Annotated in this window: 15 protein-coding genes; 10 read left to right on the forward strand and 5 right to left on the reverse strand. The window is 72.1% G+C overall.

From position 1 onward, the window contains the following. Positions 1 to 43: 43 nt before the first annotated feature. Together smc and ACFYP0_RS27690 are read left to right on the forward strand one after the other, a co-directional pair. The gene (gene smc, locus ACFYP0_RS27685; RefSeq protein ID WP_355498440.1) at positions 44 to 3658 is read left to right on the forward strand and encodes a chromosome segregation protein SMC; all 3615 of its coding nucleotides are present in this window, start codon (positions 44 to 46) and stop codon (positions 3656 to 3658) included. After that, entirely contained in the window at positions 3658 to 4278 is a 621-nt protein-coding gene (locus ACFYP0_RS27690) for an HAD family hydrolase (protein ID WP_124861976.1), read from the forward strand. Before smc ends, ACFYP0_RS27690 begins: the two co-directional genes overlap by 1 nt. 180 nt (positions 4279 to 4458) lie before the next feature. On the opposite strand, the gene ACFYP0_RS27695 is transcribed toward ACFYP0_RS27690, so the two are convergent. The 5 genes from ACFYP0_RS27695 to ACFYP0_RS27715 all read right to left on the reverse strand — a co-directional run bounded on the left by ACFYP0_RS27695 (position 4459) and on the right by ACFYP0_RS27715 (position 9477). Then, entirely contained in the window at positions 4459 to 4989 is a 531-nt protein-coding gene (locus ACFYP0_RS27695; RefSeq protein WP_124861985.1) for a DinB family protein, read from the reverse strand. A gap of 42 nt (positions 4990 to 5031) precedes the next feature. Beyond that, the gene (locus ACFYP0_RS27700) at positions 5032 to 5526 is read right to left on the reverse strand and encodes a universal stress protein (RefSeq protein ID WP_244219207.1); all 495 of its coding nucleotides are present in this window, start codon (positions 5524 to 5526) and stop codon (positions 5032 to 5034) included. A 9-nt stretch (positions 5527 to 5535) separates the two neighbouring features. After that, entirely contained in the window at positions 5536 to 7155 is a 1620-nt protein-coding gene (locus ACFYP0_RS27705; RefSeq protein WP_124861973.1) for an MDR family MFS transporter, read from the reverse strand. A gap of 144 nt (positions 7156 to 7299) precedes the next feature. After that, positions 7300 to 7740: a MarR family winged helix-turn-helix transcriptional regulator gene (locus ACFYP0_RS27710; RefSeq protein ID WP_244219206.1), complete on the reverse strand. Its 441-nt coding sequence runs from the start codon at positions 7738 to 7740 to the stop codon at positions 7300 to 7302. A gap of 9 nt (positions 7741 to 7749) precedes the next feature. Next, positions 7750 to 9477 carry an alkaline phosphatase D family protein gene (locus tag ACFYP0_RS27715; protein ID WP_124861970.1) on the reverse strand — a complete coding sequence of 576 codons (1728 nt, stop codon included), beginning with the start codon at positions 9475 to 9477 and terminating at the stop codon, positions 7750 to 7752. 128 nt (positions 9478 to 9605) lie between these two features. On the opposite strand from ACFYP0_RS27715, the gene ftsY reads away from it, so the two are divergent. The 8 genes from ftsY to ffh all read left to right on the forward strand — a co-directional run bounded on the left by ftsY (position 9606) and on the right by ffh (position 19854). Next, positions 9606 to 10787: a signal recognition particle-docking protein FtsY gene (ftsY, locus tag ACFYP0_RS27720; RefSeq protein WP_112603473.1), complete on the forward strand. Its 1182-nt coding sequence runs from the start codon at positions 9606 to 9608 to the stop codon at positions 10785 to 10787. A 6-nt stretch (positions 10788 to 10793) separates the two neighbouring features. After that, the gene (locus ACFYP0_RS27725) at positions 10794 to 11657 is read left to right on the forward strand and encodes a phosphotransferase (protein WP_181539524.1); all 864 of its coding nucleotides are present in this window, start codon (positions 10794 to 10796) and stop codon (positions 11655 to 11657) included. Between the two features lie 275 nt (positions 11658 to 11932). Then, positions 11933 to 13345: an ammonium transporter gene (locus ACFYP0_RS27730; RefSeq protein ID WP_124861966.1), complete on the forward strand. Its 1413-nt coding sequence runs from the start codon at positions 11933 to 11935 to the stop codon at positions 13343 to 13345. Positions 13346 to 13370: 25 nt separating this feature from the next. Continuing rightward, the gene (locus tag ACFYP0_RS27735) at positions 13371 to 13709 is read left to right on the forward strand and encodes a P-II family nitrogen regulator (protein ID WP_172862163.1); all 339 of its coding nucleotides are present in this window, start codon (positions 13371 to 13373) and stop codon (positions 13707 to 13709) included. A gap of 16 nt (positions 13710 to 13725) precedes the next feature. Further along, a complete protein-coding gene (locus tag ACFYP0_RS27740) occupies positions 13726 to 16056 on the forward strand; it encodes a [protein-PII] uridylyltransferase (protein ID WP_386998069.1) in 2331 nt (776 codons plus the stop codon). Between the two features lie 307 nt (positions 16057 to 16363). Continuing rightward, a complete protein-coding gene (locus ACFYP0_RS27745; protein WP_355502140.1) occupies positions 16364 to 17527 on the forward strand; it encodes a sensor histidine kinase in 1164 nt (387 codons plus the stop codon). After that, positions 17524 to 18180, forward strand: a complete 657-nt coding sequence (locus ACFYP0_RS27750; RefSeq protein ID WP_124861663.1) for a response regulator transcription factor — start codon at positions 17524 to 17526, stop codon at positions 18178 to 18180. Before ACFYP0_RS27745 ends, ACFYP0_RS27750 begins: the two co-directional genes overlap by 4 nt. Before the next feature lie 114 nt (positions 18181 to 18294). Then, positions 18295 to 19854 carry a signal recognition particle protein gene (ffh, locus tag ACFYP0_RS27755; RefSeq protein WP_124861660.1) on the forward strand — a complete coding sequence of 520 codons (1560 nt, stop codon included), beginning with the start codon at positions 18295 to 18297 and terminating at the stop codon, positions 19852 to 19854. Positions 19855 to 19961 lie beyond the last annotated feature (107 nt).

Below are 19961 nucleotides of genomic sequence, written 5' to 3' on the forward strand. Positions count from 1 at the left end.
CAGCCGGCGACGGTACGGCGGCCACCGGACGAGGATCGAGTAGGTGTATCTCAAGAGCCTGACGGTGAAGGGGTTCAAGTCCTTCGCCTCCGCGACGACGTTGAAGCTGGAGCCCGGGATCACCTGTGTGGTGGGCCCGAACGGCTCGGGCAAGTCCAACGTCGTCGACGCCATCGCCTGGGTCCTCGGTGAACAGGGCGCCAAGGCCCTCCGTGGCGGCAAGATGGAGGACGTCATCTTCGCCGGCACCGCCGGCCGGGCGCCGCTGGGTCGCGCCGAGGTCACCCTCACCATCGACAACACCGACGGCGCGCTGCCGATCGAGTACACCGAGGTCTCCATCACCCGCCGGATGTTCCGCTCCGGCGAGAGCGAGTACGAGATCAACGGCAACTCGTGCCGGTTGCTCGACATCCAGGAGCTGCTCTCCGACTCCGGCATCGGCCGGGAGATGCACATCATCGTCGGGCAGGGCCGCCTCGACGGCATGCTGCACGCCAAGCCGGAGGACCGCCGGGCGTTCATCGAGGAGGCGGCCGGCGTCCTCAAGCACCGCAAGCGCAAGGAAAAGGCGCTGCGCAAGCTCGACGCGATGCAGACCAACCTCAACCGCCTCACCGACCTCACGGCCGAGCTGCGTCGTCAGCTCAAGCCGCTGGGCCGGCAGGCCGAGGTGGCCCGGCGCGCCGCCGCCATCCAGGCCAACCTGCGCGACGCCCGGTTGCGGCTGCTCGCCGACGACCTTGCCACCCTGCGGACCACCCTCGACCGGGAGATCGCCGACGAGACCGCGCTGCGCGAGCGGCGCGAGCAGATCGAGGGTGAGCACACCGAGGTGCAGGGCCGGCTCGGCGAGTTGGAGGCCGCCCTCGCGGAGGACGCGCCGCTGCTCGCCGCCGCCCAGGACACCTGGTACAAGCTCTCCGCCCTCCAGGAACGCTTCCGCTCGATCGAGCAGTTGGCCCGGGAGCGGCTGCGGCACCTCAGCGCCACCGGCGACGACGAGCGGCCCGGCCGCGACCCGGACCAGCTGGAGGCCGAGGCGGAACGCGTCCGCGAGCAGGAAGAGGAGCTGCGCGGCGCGCTCACCGACGACCAGATCCGACTGGCCGAGGCGGTCGAGCACCGCCAGGAGTTGGAACGGCAGTTGGCCGCCGCCGAGCGCGAGCTGGTCGCCGCGGCCAAGGCCATCGCCGACCGGCGCGAGGGGATGGCCCGGCTCACCGGCCAGGTCAACTCCGCCCGGGCCCGGACCACCAGCGCCGGCGAGGAGATCGAACGCCTCGCGACCGCGCACGCCGACGCGCTGGGCCGCGCCGAGCAGGCGCAGGCCGACCTGGACGCGGTCGCCGCCCAGTCCACCGAGGCCGACCGGGACAACGCGGACCTGGACGCCCGGCACGCCGAGGCGGTCGCCGTACAGGAACGGGCCCAGGCCACCGTCCGATCGCTGGCCGACGCCGAGCGGGCGGCGGAGAAGGACGCCGCCACCTGGAAGGCCCGCGAGGAGGCACTCGCCCTGGGGCTGCGGCGCAAGGACGGCGCCGGGGCGCTGCTCGCCCGCGCCGGGGACGTGCCCGGCCTGCTCGGCAGCCTCGCCGGGCTGCTCACCGTCGCGCCCGGTCACGAGGCCGCGCTGGCCGCCGCGCTCGGCGGCCTCGCCGACGCGGTCGCCGTCACCGGGGTGGACGAGGCCGTCGAGGCGATGCGGCTGTTGAAGATCTCCGACGCAGGCCGCGCCGGCCTGCTGGTCGGCAGCCCGGCGGGGCCCGGCATGACCGGCTCCGCCGACGCGCTGCGCCCGAAGCTGCCGGACGACGCCCGGTGGGCGCCCGACCTGGTGGAGTGCACCGCCGAGCTGCGTCCGGCAGTGCACCGGGCCCTGCGGGACGTGGCGCTCGTCGACGATCTCGCCGCCGCCGCCGAGCTGGTCGCCAACAACCCCGAGCTGCGGGCGGTCACCCCGGACGGTGACGTGGTCGGGGCGTACGCGGCGGCGGGCGGTTCGGCCAAGGCCCCCAGCTACATCGAGGTTCAGGCCGCCGTCGAGGAGGCCCGCGCCAACCGGGTCACCGCCGAACGCGCTGGCCTGGAGCTACGTGATCAGTTGGTCGAGGCGCGTGCCGAGGTGGCTGCCGCCAAGGAGGCCGTGCAGCACGCCGCCGCCGAGAAGCGCGAGGCGGAGAGCCACCGCAACGCCGCCGCTCGCCGGCTGGCCGAGCTGGGCGCGGCGGCCCGTTCCGCGAAGGCCGAGACCGACCGGCTCGGCGACTCCCACTCCCGCGCCGAGGCCGCCCGGCAACGGGACCTCACCGCGCTCGCCGAGCTGGAGGAGCGGCTACGGCTGGCCGAGGAGACCCCGGTCGACGCCGAGCCCTCCACCGAGGAACGGGATCAACTCGCGGCCATGGTGCCGCAGGCCCGGCAGAACGAGATGGAGGTCCGGCTCGCCGTGCGTACCGCCGAGGAGCGGGTCTCCTCGATCGCCGGCCGGGCCGACTCGCTCGCGCGGCAGGCCACCGCGGAGCGGGCCGCCCGGGAACGCGCGGCGGCGCGGCGGGCCGCCCGCGCCCGGGGCGCGGGCATCGCCCGGTCCGTCGCCGGTGGTGCCCGGGAGGCGCTGACCCGGCTGACCACCTCGATCGCGACGGCCGAGGAGCACCGCGACGCGGTCGCGCTGGAGCGCGCCGCGCGGGAGGCGGAGCTTCAGGAGGTACGCGGTGCCGCCAAGCGGCTCGGTGCGGAGTTGGAGCGGCTGACCAGCCAGGTGCACCGCGACGAGGTGGCCCGGGCGGAGCAGCGGCTGCGCATCGAGCAGTTGGAGGCGAAGGCCGCCGAGGACTTCGGGCTGGACGTGGAGACGCTGGTCGCCGAGTACGGTCCGACTCAGCCCGTTCCGCCGACCCAGGTGGACGTCGCTGCGGCCGAACGGGACGGTCTGCCGGTGCCCGAGCCGGTGCGCTACGAGCGGCCGGTGCAGGAGAAGCGGGCCGCGAAGGCGGAACGCGAACTGGCCCTGCTCGGCAAGGTCAACCCACTCGCGCTGGAGGAGTTCGCCGCGCTGGAGGAGCGTTTCAAGTTCCTCTCCGAGCAGTTGGAGGACCTCAAGGCCACCCGTCGGGACCTGCTCACAGTGGTCAAGGACGTGGACGAGCGGATCCTGGAGGTCTTCGCCAGCGCCTTCGAGGACACCGCCCGGGAGTTCGAGCAGGTGTTCACAGTGCTCTTCCCCGGTGGCGAGGGACGGCTGATCCTCACCGAACCGGACGACCTGCTCACCACCGGCGTCGAGGTGGAGGCCCGCCCGCCGGGCAAGAAGATCAAGCGGCTGTCGCTGCTCTCCGGTGGCGAGCGGTCGCTGACCGCGGTGGCCATGTTGGTGGCGATCTTCCGCGCCCGGCCCAGCCCGTTCTACATCATGGACGAGGTGGAGGCGGCCCTGGACGACGTCAACCTGGGCCGGCTGATCACGTTGCTGGCACAGTTGCGCGAGAAGAGTCAGCTGATCGTCATCACCCACCAGAAGCGGACGATGGAGATCGCCGACGCGCTCTATGGCGTGACCATGCGCAGTGGGGTCACTCAGGTGATCAGCCAACGGCTCAACCGGGCCGACGAGGACGACCAGCGGCCTGGCCGCGGCGAGGAGAACGGGTAGTGGCTCGGGAACGCGCGACGGCGCTCCTGCTGGACTTCGATGGCGTACTGCGCCGGTGGGACCCGGCGGTGGCTGCCGTTGTCGAGCGGGAGTACGGCCTCTCCGAGGGTGTGCTCGGCGAGATCGCCATGCAGTGGGGGCGGCTCCAGCCGGTGCTCACCGGCCAGGTCAACCACGCCGAGTGGATGAACAGCGTGGCGGACGCCCTGACCGAGTCGGTGGGCAGCCCGGAACGGGCCCGCGCCGCGGTGGAGCAGTGGCAGAGCTACCGGGGAGAGGTCGACCAGGAGGTGCTGGCGTTCGTCCGGGAGGTCCGTGCGGCGGGCGTCCGGGTCGGGCTCGGCACCAACGCCACCGACCTGCTCGACGCCGACCTGGCCGCACTCGGCCTGGTCGGCGAACTGGACGTGGTGGTCAACTCCTCGGTGATCGGCGTGCACAAGCCCGCCCCGGAATACTTCAAGGCCGCCTGCGTGGCCCTGACCACCCCGCCGGCCCGGGTCCTCTTCGTCGACGACGAGGACTGGGCCGTGCGGGGTGCCCGGGCCGCCGGGCTGTCGGCGCACCGCTGGGGCGGCCACTCCGACCTGCGTTACCTGCGGGCGGCTCTGGACTACTGAGCCGCGCCGCCTGTCAGCGCAGGCCGGGGACCTCGGCCACCGTGAACGGTGGTGCCGGCGCGGTCGCGTTGAGCTGGCTGTTGACCCACAGCAGCCGGTCGTTGTCGCGGGCCAGGGTGGTCGGGGACTGCTCCAGGCCGGCGGTGTGGGACTTGGCTGACCGGTTGACGGGGCAGCGGGTCAGTCGCCGGTGACGCCGTCGATGCGTTCCCGGATCAGATCGGCGTGGCCGTTGTGCCGCGCATACTCCTCGATCATGTGCACGTACACCCAGCGCAGGCTGAAGGTGCGGTTCCCGTCGCTGCGGGTCAGCCTGAACGTGTCGTCCAGGGACCGCCCCTCGGTCGCCGCGCGGGCCGCTTCGACCTCGGCCCGGAAGGCGGCGAAGGCGGCCTCCGCGTCGGCGCTGGCCGCAGCGTGGAAGTCGGCGTCGTTGTCGGTGGTGTAGTCAAAGAGGTCGGGCAGGTCCTGGCCGGCGAAGCGTTGGCGGAACCATGAGCGCTCCACATCGGTCATGTGCAGGACCAACCCGAGAAGGTTCAGGCCGGACGGCTCGACGCTTGCCGTGCGCAACTGCTCGGCGGTCAGGCCGGCACACTTGTGCAGCAAGGTGTCGCGGTGGTAATCGAGCCAGCCTTCCAGCATGGTGCGCTCATCAGCGACCAAGGGCTCGTGGCTGCGGTCGATCTCCGGTGCTCTCCAAGTCGTCATCGGGTCATCCTGCGGCTCGGGCAAGACAGTCGCGAGCGGTTTTCAGGGCACCACGACGACTGGCCAGCGGCCGGCGCGGACCAGGCGGGTGGCGACCGAGCCGACCAGGCGGTGCCCGGCCTGCTCGGAGGCACCCACCACCACCATGTCGGCCTGGAACTCGTCCGCCGCCGCGCGCAGCTCGGCGTACGCGTCGCCGCGCCGGCACAGGAAGGTCACCCGCAGGCCCAACTCCTCGGCCCCGCGCCGGCACTCCCGGCGCAGCTCGTCGGCCAGCTCGTCGTGGGTCCGCTGCACCGCGCCGGCGTCCATCCCGGGCACCAGGGCGGTCAGGCCGCTCGACGAGCTGACGAAGACCACCACCAGGGAGGCGCCCTGCCGGCGCGCCAGGCCGGCGGCGTAGGAGCCGGCCCGCTCGGAGGTGCGGGTGCCGTCGACACCCACCATGATCACCCGAGGGCCGTCCGTGCCCCGTTCGAAGGGCAACGGGCGGGTCCGGGGGCCGAACTCCTCGCGGTCCGGTGCTCCCACGCTCATGGTTCTACCTCACCTCTGCTCACCGGTACGGACCACGGCTGCGCCAGCGCCGGCGGCGACTGTCGATTCCCGCTCGACCTCGCCGGAAACCGGGTCGCCGTTGTGCTGCCGCAGAGGTACCTCCTTGATGAAGGCGACCGCGATCAGCGCGATCAGCGCGAAGGGCGCGGCGGCCAGGAAGATGTCGCCGGCACCGTGGCCGTACGCGCCCTCCACGACGGCCCGCAGCGGGCCGGGCAGGGTGTGCACGTCGGGCAGGGTGCCACCCGAGCCGGAACTGGACGCGGGGATGCCGAGCTGGGCCAGCCCGTCGGCGGTGTAGTCCTTGACCTTGTGGGCGAGCACCGCGCCGAGGGCGGCGACGCCGATCGCGCCACCCAGGCTGCGGAAGAACGCCACCACCGAGCTGGCCGCGCCGAGCTCGTGCGGACCGACGGTGTTCTGCACGGCGAGGACCAGGTTCTGCATGGTCATGCCCAGACCGACGCCGATCACCAACATGTAGACGCTGAGCAGGGTGAAGCTGGTGTCCGCGCGCAGTGTGCCCATCAGCGCGAAGCCGACGGTGAGCAGCGCCGAGCCGATCACCAGGTAGCGCTTCCAGCGGCCGGTCTTGGTGATGACCCGACCGATGACCGTGGAGGAGACCAGCAGACCGAGGATCATCGGCAGGGTCATCAGACCGGACATGGTCGGGCTCTGCCCACGGCTGATCTGGAAGTACTGGCCCAGGAAGATCGACGCGCCGAACATGCCCACACCGACCGCGATGCTCGCGACGACGGCGAGGGTGATGGTGCGGTTGCGGAACAGCCGCGGCGGGATCATCGGCTCGGCGGCCCGGGTCTCGACCCGGATCGCCAGCGCGCCGAGCACCAGGGCCCCGAGGACCATGGCGGCGGTCTGCCAGGACGCCCAGGCGAACTGGTCACCGGCGAGCGAGACCCAGATCAGCAGCAGCGACACGGCCGCGGTGATCAGGGTGGCGCCCCACCAGTCGATCTCGGCCTTCCGCTTGACCACCGGCAGGTGCAGGGTCTTCTGCAGCACGATCAGCGCCACGATGGCGAATGGCACGCCGACGTAGAAGCACCAGCGCCAGCCGAGCCAGGAGGTGTCCACGATCACGCCGCCGATCAGCGGGCCGCCGATGGTGCCGACGGCCATCACGGCGCCGAGGTAGCCGCTGTAGCGGCCCCGCTCGCGCGGCGCGATCATCGTGGCCATGATCACCTGGGCCAGCGCGGTGAGGCCGCCGGCGCCGATGCCCTGCAGCACGCGGCAGGCGATCAGCTCGCCGGTGCCCTGCGCGAGGCCGGCCAACACCGAGCCCAGCACGTAGATGCCCAGGGCGAGTTGGACAAGTGTCTTCTTACTGGTCAGGTCGGCCATTTTGCCCCAGATAGGGGTGGTCGCGGTCGTCGCGAGCAGGGCCGAGGTAACCACCCAGGTGTACGCGGACTGGCCGCCGTGCAGTTCGGTGATGATCCGCGGCAGCGCGTTCGAGATGACCGTGGAGGAGAGGATCGCGACGAACAGGCCCAGCAGCAGGCCGGAGAGTGCCTCCAGGATCTGCCGGTGGGTCATGGTCACGGCGGTCGCCTGGGGAGGCGCTGTCGCCTGGCTCATCGTTGTTGCCTCCGAGCGGAGTCGAGGTGGAACGGCGGGGCTGGTACGCGCGGGCCGCCTGAGAGTTGCCTGAAGCAACCGTATGCCTTGGTTGCCTAGAGCAACAACTTGACGGACCGCGATGCTATTCCGTGTTCGACGCCCCTACTGCCAGGAGTCGTTGAACCGGCCGAGCAGCCGAGCGAAATCCTCGACGTCCTGGGCCGGCCAGTCGTTCAGCGTGCGCAGCAACTCTCCCACCCGCGCGGACCGGGCAGCGTCGAACCGGCGCTGGCCCTCCTCGGTGAACGTGATCTGCGCGGCCCGCCGGTCGCTCGGATCGGGGTCGCGGTAGACCAGGCCGAGGACCTCCAGGGCGTTGATCTGCCGGCTGAGCGTTCCCTTGCCCACACCGAGCCGCGCCGCCAACTCGGTCAACCGGATCGACCCACTGCGCCGCAACCAGAGCAGCAGCCCGTAGGTGTTCGGCTCCAGGTTCGGGTGCACCTCGCGGGCGATTTCCCAGGAAACCGCCCGCCCACGACGCAGCAGGGCGGTCAACTCGTGCTCGACCGCCCGGATCGGTTCTGGCAGGTGCTCGTCCACGCGTAGAGACTACGGCGAGGTCGGCCGTGCAGCGGCCGAGAGTCGGCGTCGCATCACGGGGCGTAGGTGGCCGTCCTTCGTGGTGCCCTCGATGACCACGTCGGCCCTGCGCCCCTCATGCGTCAGGGTGGCGACCGCGTTGCCGAAGTAGGGACCGGCCAACTTGCGCCACCGCACCCCCGGCCGGCGGACACCCGCGGAGCGGGCCAACGCCCGGGTGGCGCCGGCCGGACCGGCCGACCAGCCCATCTTCATCAGCGGGCGGATACCGGCCGGCACCTGGTTGTGGATCGGCGAACAGGTGAGCTGGTGCACCGGGGTCACCACCGCCGGGTCCGGGAACCGGGCCCGCGCCACGTACGAGTGGTGCACGTCACCGGAGAGCACGCTGATCGACGCCGGTGGGGCGTACGCCGGGCCGGCCCCGATCCGCGCGCCGGACTGCCGCGGCGTGCCGGTGCCGATGCGGGCGAACGTTTCCGCCAGCGCCTCGAAGGACCGCCGGAACGCCGCCCAGTGCTCCAGGTCCAGGGCGCGGCGCAGCTTCTCCGCCCCGCGCGCCACCCACGGTCGGCGTGAGTCCGCCAGCTTCTCGTTCCACGCCTCGATGTGGTGGATGCCCTGCGGCAGCAACCAGGGCAGCGACGCGCCGACCACCAGGTGGTCGTAGACCCCGTGCGCCTGGTCGAGGAACCAGGCCCACTCGCCGGGCGGCAGCATCGCCCGGCTGTTGGGCTCGAGCACCCTGCTGCACCGGTTGTCCAGCATGACCAGCCGGGTCCGGCCCAGGTCCAGTGCGTAGCTCCACTGATACTGCACCGCGCGCCAGCGCTCGGTGTCGTGCGCCAGGTCGGACTCCTGGTCGACCCGGTGGCCGAACTCGCGCAGCACGTTGGTGGCGTCCTCGGCGGCGGCGACCTTCGCGAAGACCGGATCGGCGACGATCTCGTCGGGGGAGAGGTTGCCCAGGTGCTGGTAGACCCAGTACGAGGCGAGCCCACTGCCGATCCGCTCCTGCCACCAGGGTTGCTCGCGCACCTCGGCTCGCCACGCCGCCGAGGTGTTCCAGTCGTCGATGATCTCGTGATCGTCGAAGATCATCACGCTGGGCACTGTGGAGAGCAGCCAGCGGATCTCCGGGTCACGCCAGGACTCCAGATAGAGCTTGGTGTACTCGTCGAAGCTCACCACCTGGTCGGCCGGAGCGCCCTTCGGCCGCCGCCGCCGCCGACGCAGCAGCCGGCGCACGGTGGGCGAGGTGACGTCGGCGTAGACCTGGTCACCGAGCAGCACCAGTAGATCGGGCAGCGGGTTCGACTCCGGGTCGGCCATCAACCGCCGGGCGTACGCGTCCAACGCGTCCGGTGGCAGTTTGCGGGTGGTGGCGTGCTGGGTGGTCTCGCGACACGAGCCGAAGATCAGATTTACCGGCTGGTCCCGATCGTCGGCGGCCCGGGTGCGGATCACGCTCGGCGGGAACCCGCTGCTCGGCACCGGCCAGACGATCTCGTCGTCGACCAGCACCTCGTAGGTGGTCTCGCTGTCCGGGGCGAGGCCCTCCACCACCACGAGGGCGTAGTGGTGGTCGTACGCCGAGAAGGTGGGCGCGGCGCCGGTGGCGCCGCCGGCAGTGCGGACGGTGACCACGGCGGGCGCGGCGGTCTCCACCCAGATCGTCGCCCGGGTGTCCACCACTCGCCGCAGAAGTGGGCCGATGAGGAGGTGTGCGGCGGGCATGCGGCCGAGCCTACCGCCGGTTCGCTGGTGCCGGCCGGGTGCGGTGCTGAGAGCCCCAGCACCGCTTCGGGCACGGCTCGGGGTGCGGTGGCTGGGACGCCGCCGCCGGCATCTGACAGGATTCCGGCATGGCCGAATATCTCGTCCTCGCTCTGGTCCTGCTCGGTGTGCTGATCGCCGGCACAGTCGGGCTGGTCGTGCCGCGATTGCGGCGACGGCCCGAGCCCCCGCTGCCACGCACGGAGGTCGACACCAGGGCTGAGGAGGATCTCGCCGGCCCGCCGGTCGAGGCACCGGAGTCCGATCTGTCCACCGGCGTCCTGGTCGAGCCGCCGCCGGTGCTCGAACCGCAGGTCGAGGTCCCCGAGCCGACCGCCGGGCGGCTGGTCCGGCTCCGCTCGCGGCTGTCCCGCTCCCAGAACGTGTTCGGCAAGAGCCTGCTCGGCCTGCTCGCCCGCGACCACCTCGACGAGGACGTCTGGGAGGAGATCGAGGACAGCCTGATCACCGCCGACGTCGGCGTCGACGCCACCCGCGACATCGTCGACCGGCTCCGCGAGCGCACCCGGGTGCTCGGCACCCGCTCGGCCTCCGAGCTGCGGGCACTGCTCGCCGCCGAGCTGGTCAACGCGCTCGACCCGAGCCTGGACCGCTCGTTGCGGACCGCCCCCAAGGACGGCGTGCCGGCGGTGGTCCTGGTCGTCGGCGTCAACGGCGCTGGCAAGACCACCACCTGCGGCAAGATCGCCCGGGTGCTGGTGGCCGACGGTCGCAGCGTGCTGCTCGGCGCGGCGGACACCTTTCGGGCCGCCGCGGCCGACCAACTGGAGACCTGGGGCTCGCGCGTCGGAGCGGAGACCGTGCGGGGGCCCGAGGCCGCCGACCCGGCCAGCGTCGCCTTCGACGCGGTCAAGCGGGGCATCGACACCGGCGTGGACACCGTGCTCATCGACACCGCCGGCCGCCTGCAGAACAAGGTCGGCCTGATGGACGAGCTGGGCAAGGTCAAGCGTGTGGTGGAGAAGCAGGGCCCGATCGACGAGACACTGCTCATCCTGGACGCCACCACCGGCCAGAACGGCCTGGAGCAGGCCCGGGTCTTCACCGAGGTGGTCAACGTGACCGGTGTGGTGCTGACCAAGCTCGACGGCACCGCCAAGGGCGGCATCGTGATCGCCGTGCAGCGCAAGCTCGGCATCCCCGTCAAGCTGGTCGGCCTCGGCGAAGGCAAGGACGACCTGGCCCCGTTCGACCCGGCGCAGTTCGTCGACGCGTTGCTGGGGACCGAGGCCACCGGCCGGGACGCGTAGTCTCGGGTGACCACTGACGATCGCGCGTACGCGGGCTGGCGTGACCCCGGCCATCCTTCGCAGCGCCTCGGGAGACCGTACGTGACTTCGCAGGAGATCCCGCTGCACGGCGGCAACGTGAGCACCGTTGTCCGCGTGGGTGACACGGTCCGGCGCAACGCCGGGCCGTGGACCCCGTCCGTACACGCGCTGCTGCGCCACCTGGAGTACGTGGGGTTCACCGGCGCCCCTCGGGCGCTCGGGATGGACGAGCGCAATCGTGAGGTGCTGTCGTACCTGGAGGGGGAGTGCGGAGAATATCCGCTCGCCCCGCACTGGGTGACCGACGAGGCCCTGGTCACCGTCGCCACCATGCTGCGGATGTTCCATGACGCGCAGTACGGCTTCACCCCTCCGCAGGCGGCGGTCTGGCGCTCGTTCGGCCCCCCACCACCGGACACCGAGGTGATCTGCCACCACGACGCCGCGCCGCACAACGTGATCTGGCGTCCGGACGGCACCCTCGGGCTGATCGACTTCGACCTCGCCTCGCCCGGAGCGCGGATCTACGACGTGGCGTACGCGGCCTGGACCTGGGTGCCGATCTTCGCGGACCGGGACTCGATCACGCTGGGCTGGAAGCACCCGGACCGCCCGCGCCGCCTCCGGCTCTTCGCCGACGCGTACGGGCTGATCCCCCGGGACCGGCACCGGCTGATCCGGACCATCCGTAAACGGATCGTGGACCACGTCGAGGGGATCCGGCGGATGGCTGCCGCCGGTGAGCCGGCGTTCGTCCGGATCGTGCACAAGGGCCACCTGCGTCGACCGATGCGCGATCTGCGGCTGCTCGACTACGAGCGGCACGCTCTGGAGAACGCCCTCCGCTGAGCGCCGGTCGGGCGATGCTCGGCCCGGCCGGTCACGCGCACCGGTCGATGCCGCTGACCGGTCAGCTATCGACGATCGCCGTCCGGTCGATCCACCTTCGTCCATGCCGACGACTGTGCGGAGTTCGTGACACGTCCGAAACAACCCGTCACGAAACGGAAACCCGCACGGGACCCAAAGTGAAACAGCCGGCCGCGAAGCTTCCGCGCAACCGGCCTACGGGCGACGCTGCCCCGGAAAGCCGCGAAGGAGGACTTCACCTTTAGGAGGCCAGCGTGCCTGAAGCACCGACGATCGACGGCGCCAATACCACGTGGCTGCTGGTTTCGACCGCGCTCGTGCTGCTCATGACCCCCGGACTGGCGCTGTTCTACGGCGGCCTCAACCGGGCCAAGGGCGTACTCAACATGATGATGATGAGCTTCTCGGCTATCGGGCTCATCTCTATTCTGTGGTGGTTCTACGGATTCAGCGTCGCCTTCGGGGCCGACGTGAACGGCTTCTGGGGCGACCCGGGCGCGTACCTCGGCACCAAGACCTTCCTCGCCGAAACCGACCTGTGGGGTGCCACGGCGGAGAACCCCAGCGGCATCGGGGTCCCGCTCTACGTGTTCATGGCATTCCAGATGGTCTTCGCGGTGATCACCGTCGCGCTGATCAGTGGTGCCATCGCCGACCGGGCCAAGTTCGCCGGCTGGCTGCTGTTCGCCTTCGGCTGGGCCACCCTGGTCTACTTCCCGGTCGCCCACTGGGTGTGGGGCGGCGGCATCATCGGCGGCGACATCCACGCACTGGACTTCGCCGGTGGCACCGCGGTGCACATCAACGCCGGTGCGGCGGCCCTGGCCGTGGCTCTGGTGCTCGGCAAGCGGCTCGGTTGGCCGCGTGAGGGCATGAAGCCGCACAACATCCCGCTGGTCGCGCTCGGTGCGGGTCTGCTGTGGTTCGGCTGGTTCGGGTTCAACGCCGGCTCCGAGCTGACCGTCGACTCGGTCGCCGGCCTCGCCTTCATCAACACCCAGCTCGCCACGGCGGCTGCGGTGCTCGGCTGGATCGCGGTCGAGTGGATCAAGGACCGGAAGCCGACCATGGTCGGTGCCTCGTCCGGTGCCGTCGCCGGCCTGGTCGCCATCACCCCGGCCTGCGGGTTCATCGCCCCCTGGGCGGCCGTCCTGCTCGGCGTCGTCGCCGGGGCCGTGTGCGCGCTCGCCATCAGCCTCAAGTACAAGCTCGGCTACGACGACTCGCTCGACGTGGTCGGCGTGCACTTCGTCGGTGGTTGGATCGGGTCGCTCTGGCTCGGTCTCTTCGCCACCAACTCGGTCAACTCCGCGATCACCGACGTGGTGGGCGCCTCCGACGGCCTCTTCTACGGCGGCGGCGCGACCCAGCTCGGGCGGCAGGCCCTCGCCGGCCTGATCGTCACCGTCTGGTCGTTCGGCATCGCCTGGGTGCTCGCCTTCGTCATCGAGAAGACGATCGGCTTCCGGGTCAAGGGTGAGGACGAGGTCGAGGGCATCGACATCGCCGAGCACGCCGAGAGCAGCTACGACCTGTCCCCGGCCGGCGGCGGCAGCGGCAGCGCGTTCGCGATGGCCGGCATCGGCACCCCCGGTGGCGGCACGACGAGTGGTGCCAAGCCGGAGGCGGAGCCCGCCGAGCCGGTCAGCGAAAAGGTCGCCGGTTAACGTTCCTGGGATGGAGGGGTTGGACATGAAGCTGGTGACCGCAGTCATCAAGCCGTACCAACTGGACGCGGTGAAGGAGGCCCTGCACGCCCTCGGGGTGGCCGGGCTGACCGTCAGCGAGGTTCAGGGGTACGGGCGGCAGAAGGGGCACACCGAGGTCTACCGGGGTGCCGAGTACACGGTCGAGTTCCTGCCCAAGATCCGGGTCGAGGTGCTCACCGACGAGATCGACGTCGACAAGGTGGTGGACGCCATCGTCGGAGCGGCCCGCACGGGCAAGATCGGTGACGGCAAGGTCTGGGTCACCGGTGTCGAAGAGGTCGTCCGGGTGCGTACCGGCGAACGCGGCCTCGACGCACTCTGACGCGGCCACGACTGACATGACCTCGTTGATCAAGAAGAACGCGTCAGGACCCGCCGATGACGGCGACGCGAACCTCTTGATCAACGAGGTCGTCGGCGTTCCCGGGGGGATCGGGGAAGCGGCCCGGCGAGGGCGGGCCGCCGCCTACGACTCGTTTCTGCGGGGGTTGCTGCCGGCGCGGGACGGGGTGGCACTGCTGGCCGTCGGGGGCTTGGGTCGGCGGCAGTGTGCCCCGTACAGCGACCTCGACCTGGTGCTGCTGCACGCCGGGGTGCCCGGCACCGACGAGTTGGCCGCCTCGGTCTGGTACCCGATCTGGGACGCGGGCCTGCGGCTCGACCATTCCGTACGCACCGTCGCCGAGGCGCTCTCGGTGGCCCAGGACGACGTGAAGGTCGCCCTCGGGCTGCTCGACGCCCGGTTGATCGGGGGGGACCAGACGCTGGCCGACGCGCTGATCCGCACCGCCGCCGATCACTGGCGGCGCACCGCGGTCCGGCACCTGCCCGGCCTGCGGGAGGTCACCGAGGCCCGTTGGCAGGCCCACGGTGAGCTGGCGTTCCTGCTGGAGGGCGACCTCAAGGAGGCCGCCGGTGGTCTGCGTGACGTGGGGCTGCTGCGGGCGATCTCCGCCGCCGGCATCACCGACGCGCTGCGTCCCGCCGTACGCGCCGCCCACCTGCGCCTGTTGGACACCCGCGACGCGCTGCACCAGCAGGTCGGCCGACGGGTCGACCGGCTGGTCGCCCAGGAGCGCGACGGAGTGGCCACCCTGCTCGGTCTGCGACAACTCCAGCCCGGCGCGTCTGACGCCGCGCGGCGGCCGGGAGCCGTCGTGGAAGACGGCGACGCGCTGCTGCGTCGGGTCGCCGGTGACGCCCGCACGGTCAGCCACGCCCTGGACGACGCCTTCCGGGCCGCCGACCGGCTGCGCTCCGGCCGCTCCCGGGGCGGCAACGGCCGCCCGGCCCGCCGCCCGGTCGCCCGCGACGTGGTCGAACACGACGGCGAGTTGGTGCTCGCCCGCACGGCGATCGGGGCACGCCCCGACCCGAGCCTCTCCCTGCGGGTGGCCGCCGCGTCGGCCACGACCCGGATCCCCATCGCGCGGGCCACCTGCGAGTGGCTGGCGGCGTACTGCCCGCCCCTGCCGGCTCCCTGGCCGGCCGAGGCCCGGGCCGCGCTGATCACCCTGCTCGGCGCCGGTGCCGGCCTGGTGCCCGCCTGGGAGACCTGCGACCGGTACGGGCTGGTCGACGGCTGGCTGCCCGAGTGGACCCGGCTGCGCAGCCTGCCCCAGCACAACCCGGTGCACCGCTTCACCCTCGACCGGCACCTCGTGCAGACCGCGCACGAGGCCAGCCGGCACGCCCGCGAGGTGGAGCGCCCCGACCTGCTGCTCCTCGGCGCTCTCCTGCACGACATCGGCAAGGGCCTCCCCGGTGACCACAGCACCGTCGGTGTGCCGGTTGCCCAGGCGGTGGCCACCCGGGTCGGTCTGCCCGCGGCGGAGGTCGAGCTGATCGGCAAGCTGGTCCGGCTGCACCTGCTGCTGCCTGACGTGGCCACCCGCCGGGACCTGGCCGACCCGGTCACCATCGCCTCGGTGGCCGAGGCGGTCGGTGACACCGGCACCCTCGACGTGCTGCACGCGTTGGTCCGCGCCGACGCGGCGGCGACCGGGCCGGCGGCCTGGTCCGACTGGAAGGGCCGCCTCGTCGCCGAGTTGGTCGCCCGGGTTCGCACCGCGCTGGACACCGGCGTACTCCCCGAGCCACCCGCCCCGAACCCGGAGCTGCTGGCCGGGCCACTGCCGGTCGTCCACCTGACCGGCGACCGGGTGTCGGTCGCGGCGGCCGACCGGCGGGGTCTGCTCGCCACGGTGGCCGGCTGCCTGGCGCTGCACCGGCTGGAGGTGATCTCCGCGGACGCCTCCGCCGTCGACGGCCGGGCCCTGGTCGAGTGCCGGGTGCAGCCCCGCTACGGCCTTCCGCCGGACCCGGTCCCCCTCCGCGCCGACCTGCGCCGGGCGGTCGCCGGCGACGTGTCGGTCACCCAACGGCTGCGGGGCCGTGCGCTCGCCAGCCGTGGCGGTGGCGCGGCCCCACGAGTGGTCTGGCACCGCGAGGCGGCCACCGACGCCGTACTGCTGGAACTGCGCGCCGCCGACGCCGCCGGGCTGCTCTACCGGGTCGCCTGCGCGCTCGACGAGGCTGGCGCCCTGGTTCGCGCGGCCCGCATCTCCACCCTCGGCGCCGACGTGGTCGACGCCTTCTATCTGGTCGGCGGTTGGCCGGACGACGCCACCCGGGTCCGCCTGGAGGCCGCCGTCCTGGCCGCCGTCTAACCGCCCCGCCCCGCCCCGCCCCCGCCCCCGCCCCCGCCCCCGCCCCCGCCCCGCCCCCCCGCCCCGCCCGCTCCGCCCCGAATTCCGCGTCGATCTTGCACTTTGTGTCCCCGCATACCACGTAAAAGCCGCGTAGTGACGACACAAAGTGCAAGATCGCGGGAGCGGAGGGCGAGGGCAAGATCGAGGGCGCGAGGGCGCGAGGCGCGAGGGCGCGGGGGCGCGGGGGCGGTACGTCGGGGGGCGTAGTGGCGGTGCCGCTCGTGGACGCACGTCGAGCGGCACCTGCGCGGGCAGAATGACGCCCATGCGACGAGGCGGGCAGTGGCGGTGGCCGGAGGCGGCGGCGGATGCCGCGCTCGCCCTGGTGCTGCTCGGGTTCGGCCTGCTCGCCACCGGTCTGGCCGGGGACAACCAGCCGGGGTCGAGGCCGGTGGACGCCGCCAGTCGGGTGCTGATCGCCGTCGCCGCGCTCGCCCTGCTGATCCGGCGGCGTGCTCCGGTCGCCACCCTCGCCGTGGTCACCGTGGCCACCTCGACGTACCTGCTGATCGGCTACCCGTACGGCCCGATTCTGGTCACGTTCCTGGTCGCGGTCTACACCGTGGCCGTGTGGCTCCCGGTGCGACCTGCGGCGCTCGCCACCGGCGGTGCGTTCGTTCTGTTGTTGGCGCACGTCTTCTTCGGGCGGGGGCCCGCGCCAGGTTGGACGGGAGTGCTGCCCGCGGCGGCCTGGGTGGTCGTACCGTTCGCGGTGGGGGTGGTGGTGCGGGTGAGCCGTGAGGCGACCGCGCGTACCCGTGCCGAAGAGGCCCGAAGTCGTGCCGAGCAGGCGCGACGCCAGGCCGACGAGGAGCGGCTGCGCATCGCGCAGGAGGTGCACGACGTGGTGGGGCACGGGCTGGCCGCGATCAGCATGCAGGCGGAGATCGCCATGCACCTGCTGCCGAAGCGGCCGGAGCAGGCGGAGGTGGCCCTCACCGCGATCAGCCGGACCAGCCGCGAGGCGTTGGACGAGCTGCGGGTCACGCTGGGCGCGGTGCGGCGGGGTGCCGGGCGCGAGCCGGTACCCGGCCTGGCCCGGCTGCCCGCGCTGCGCGACCGGCTCGCCGGGGCGGGGCTCGCCGTCGAGGTGCGCGTGGTCGGGGGCCCCCGGGAGGTGCCGGCCGCGGTCGACCTGGCCGCGTACCGGGTGGTGCAGGAGGCGTTGACCAACGTGCTGCGTCACGCGGGAGTGGCGAGCGCGGAGGTGACCGTGGACTACCGCGCCGACGAGGTGACCGTCGAGGTGACCGACCGGGGGGTGGGTACCGGCCGCGCCGGGACGGCTCCGGCCGACGACGAGGGCGGCCACGGTCTGGCCGGGATGCGCGAGCGGGTCGCGGCGCTGGGCGGGCGGTTGACCACAGGGCCGCGCGCCGAGGGCGGGTTCCGGGTGTACGCCATGCTGCCCGCGGAGCCGACGACGTGATCCGGGTGCTGATCGCCGACGACCAGGACCTGGTCCGGCTCGGACTGCGCGCGCTGGTGGAGAGCGAGGACGACCTGGCGCTGGCCGGCGAGGCGTCCGACGGGCTGCGGGCGGTCGAGTTGGCCCGTCGGGAACGGCCGGACGTGGTGCTGATGGACATCCGGATGCCCGGCATCGACGGCATCGAGGCGACCCGCCGTATCGTCGCCGACCCCGATCTGACCGGCACGCGGGTGGTGGTGCTCACCACCTTCGAGCTGGACGAGTACGTCTTCGACGCGCTGCGGCACGGTGCGAGCGGGTTCCTCACCAAGGACACCAGACCGGCTGAGCTGCTGCGCGCGATCCGGCTCGTCGCCGAAGGGGAGGCGCTGCTGTCGCCGTCGGTGACCCGGCGGGTGGTGCGGGAGTTCGCCACCCGGCCGTCCCGGGTGCTTCGTCCGCACCCCCGACTGGAGGCGCTGACCGATCGGGAGCGTCAGGTCGTCGGCCTGGTCGGTGAGGGCCTGAACAACGAGGAGATCGCCGCGCAGTTGGTGGTCAGCCCGGCGACCGCGCGGACCCACGTCAGCCGGGCGATGGGCAAGCTGGGCGCCCGGGACCGGGCCCAGCTCGTCGTGTTCGCGTACCAGTCGGGGTTGGTGTCGGAGTGAGGCCCGGGCCGGGCGACAGCGGCCCTACGGCAGGGCGGTTACCCTAGCGGTGGCCGGACTCCGCAGTGCCGGCCGCGTTGTGCCCGCCGGAACACTGACAAACGGGATGTTCGCGTGTTTGACACCTTGAGTGACCGCCTGTCCGGGATCTTCACCAAGCTCCGCGGCAAGGGGCGGCTCACCGACGCCGACATCGACGCCACCGCGCGCGAGATCCGCCTCGCGCTGCTGGAGGCGGACGTCGCGCTGCCGGTGGTCAAGGGCTTCATCGCGGCCGTCAAGGAACGGGCCCGCAGCTCCGAGGTCTCCCAGGCGCTCAACCCGGCCCAGCAGATCATCAAGATCGTCAACGAAGAGCTGATCAACGTGCTCGGCGGCGAGGGGCGACGGCTCCAGTTCGCCAAGCAGCCGCCCACGGTGATCATGTTGGCCGGCCTCCAGGGTTCCGGTAAGACGACCCTGGCCGGCAAGCTGGCCCGCTGGCTCAAGGGCCAGGGGCACCAGCCGCTGCTGGTCGCCGCCGACCTTCAGCGTCCCAACGCCGTCGGGCAGCTCCAGGTGCTCGGTGGCCGGGCCGGTGTCGAGGTGTACGCCCCGGAGCCCGGCAACGGCACCGGTGACCCGGTGCAGGTTGCCCGCGCGTCGATCGAGCACGCGAAGCGCGCCGCTCGCGACATCGTCATCGTCGACACCGCCGGCCGGCTCGGCATCGACGCCGAAATGATGCAGCAGGCTGCCGACATCCGCGACGCCGTCTCACCGGACGAGGTCATCTTCGTCATCGACGCGATGGTCGGTCAGGACGCCGTCCGCACCGCCGAGGCGTTCCGCGACGGCGTCGGCATCACCGGTGTGGTGCTCTCCAAGCTCGACGGCGACGCCCGTGGTGGTGCCGCTCTGTCGGTTCGCGAGGTCACCGGGCAGCCGATCCTGTTCGCCTCCACCGGTGAGAAGCTGGAGGACTTCGACGTCTTCCACCCCGACCGGATGGCCAGCCGGATCCTCGGCATGGGCGACGTCCTCACTCTGATCGAGCAGGCCGAGCAGGCCTTCGACTCCGATCAGAAGGAGAAGATGACCGCCAAGCTGATGGGCGGTGAGCAGTTCACCCTGGACGACTTCCTCGACCAGCTCATCGCGGTGCGGCGGATGGGCCCGATCGCCAACGTGCTGGCCATGATGCCCGGCATGGGGCAGATGAAGGACCAGCTCTCCGAACTGGACGACAGCCACTTCGACCGGGTCACCGCGATCATCCGGTCGATGACCCCGGGTGAGCGCACCAACCCGAAGATCATCAACGGTTCCCGCCGGGCGCGCATCGCCAACGGCTCCGGGGTCACCGTGATGGACGTCAACCAGCTGCTCAACCGCTTCGCCGACGCACAGAAGATGATGAAGCAGATGGGCGGCATGATGGGCCTGCCCGGTGGCGGCCGCCGCAAGGCGACCAAGTCGCCGAAGAACAAGCGCAAGGGCACCAAGGGCGGCGGTCGTCCGCGTACCGGCGCCGGCACCGGGATGCCCGCCGGCTTCCCGGGCGGCATGCCGCAGCTCCCGCCGGGGATGGACCCGAACGATCTCGCCGGCGGTCAGGGCCTGCCGCCCGGCTTCAAGCTCCCGAAGATCGACTTCAACAAGCTCGGCAAGGGTGGCGACAAGGGCCCGCGCTGAGGCGTGTTGGTGACGGACCTGTTCGTCACCGAGCGCCCGTGGAAGGTCTCCGTGGACCTGCTGGCGCTGACCACCCGGAAAGAACGACCTGCTCGCCCCCGACGGGG

The sequence above is a fragment of the Micromonospora arida genome, assembly GCF_042873195.1.
In the GTDB taxonomy this organism is placed as follows: domain Bacteria; phylum Actinomycetota; class Actinomycetes; order Mycobacteriales; family Micromonosporaceae; genus Micromonospora; species Micromonospora arida.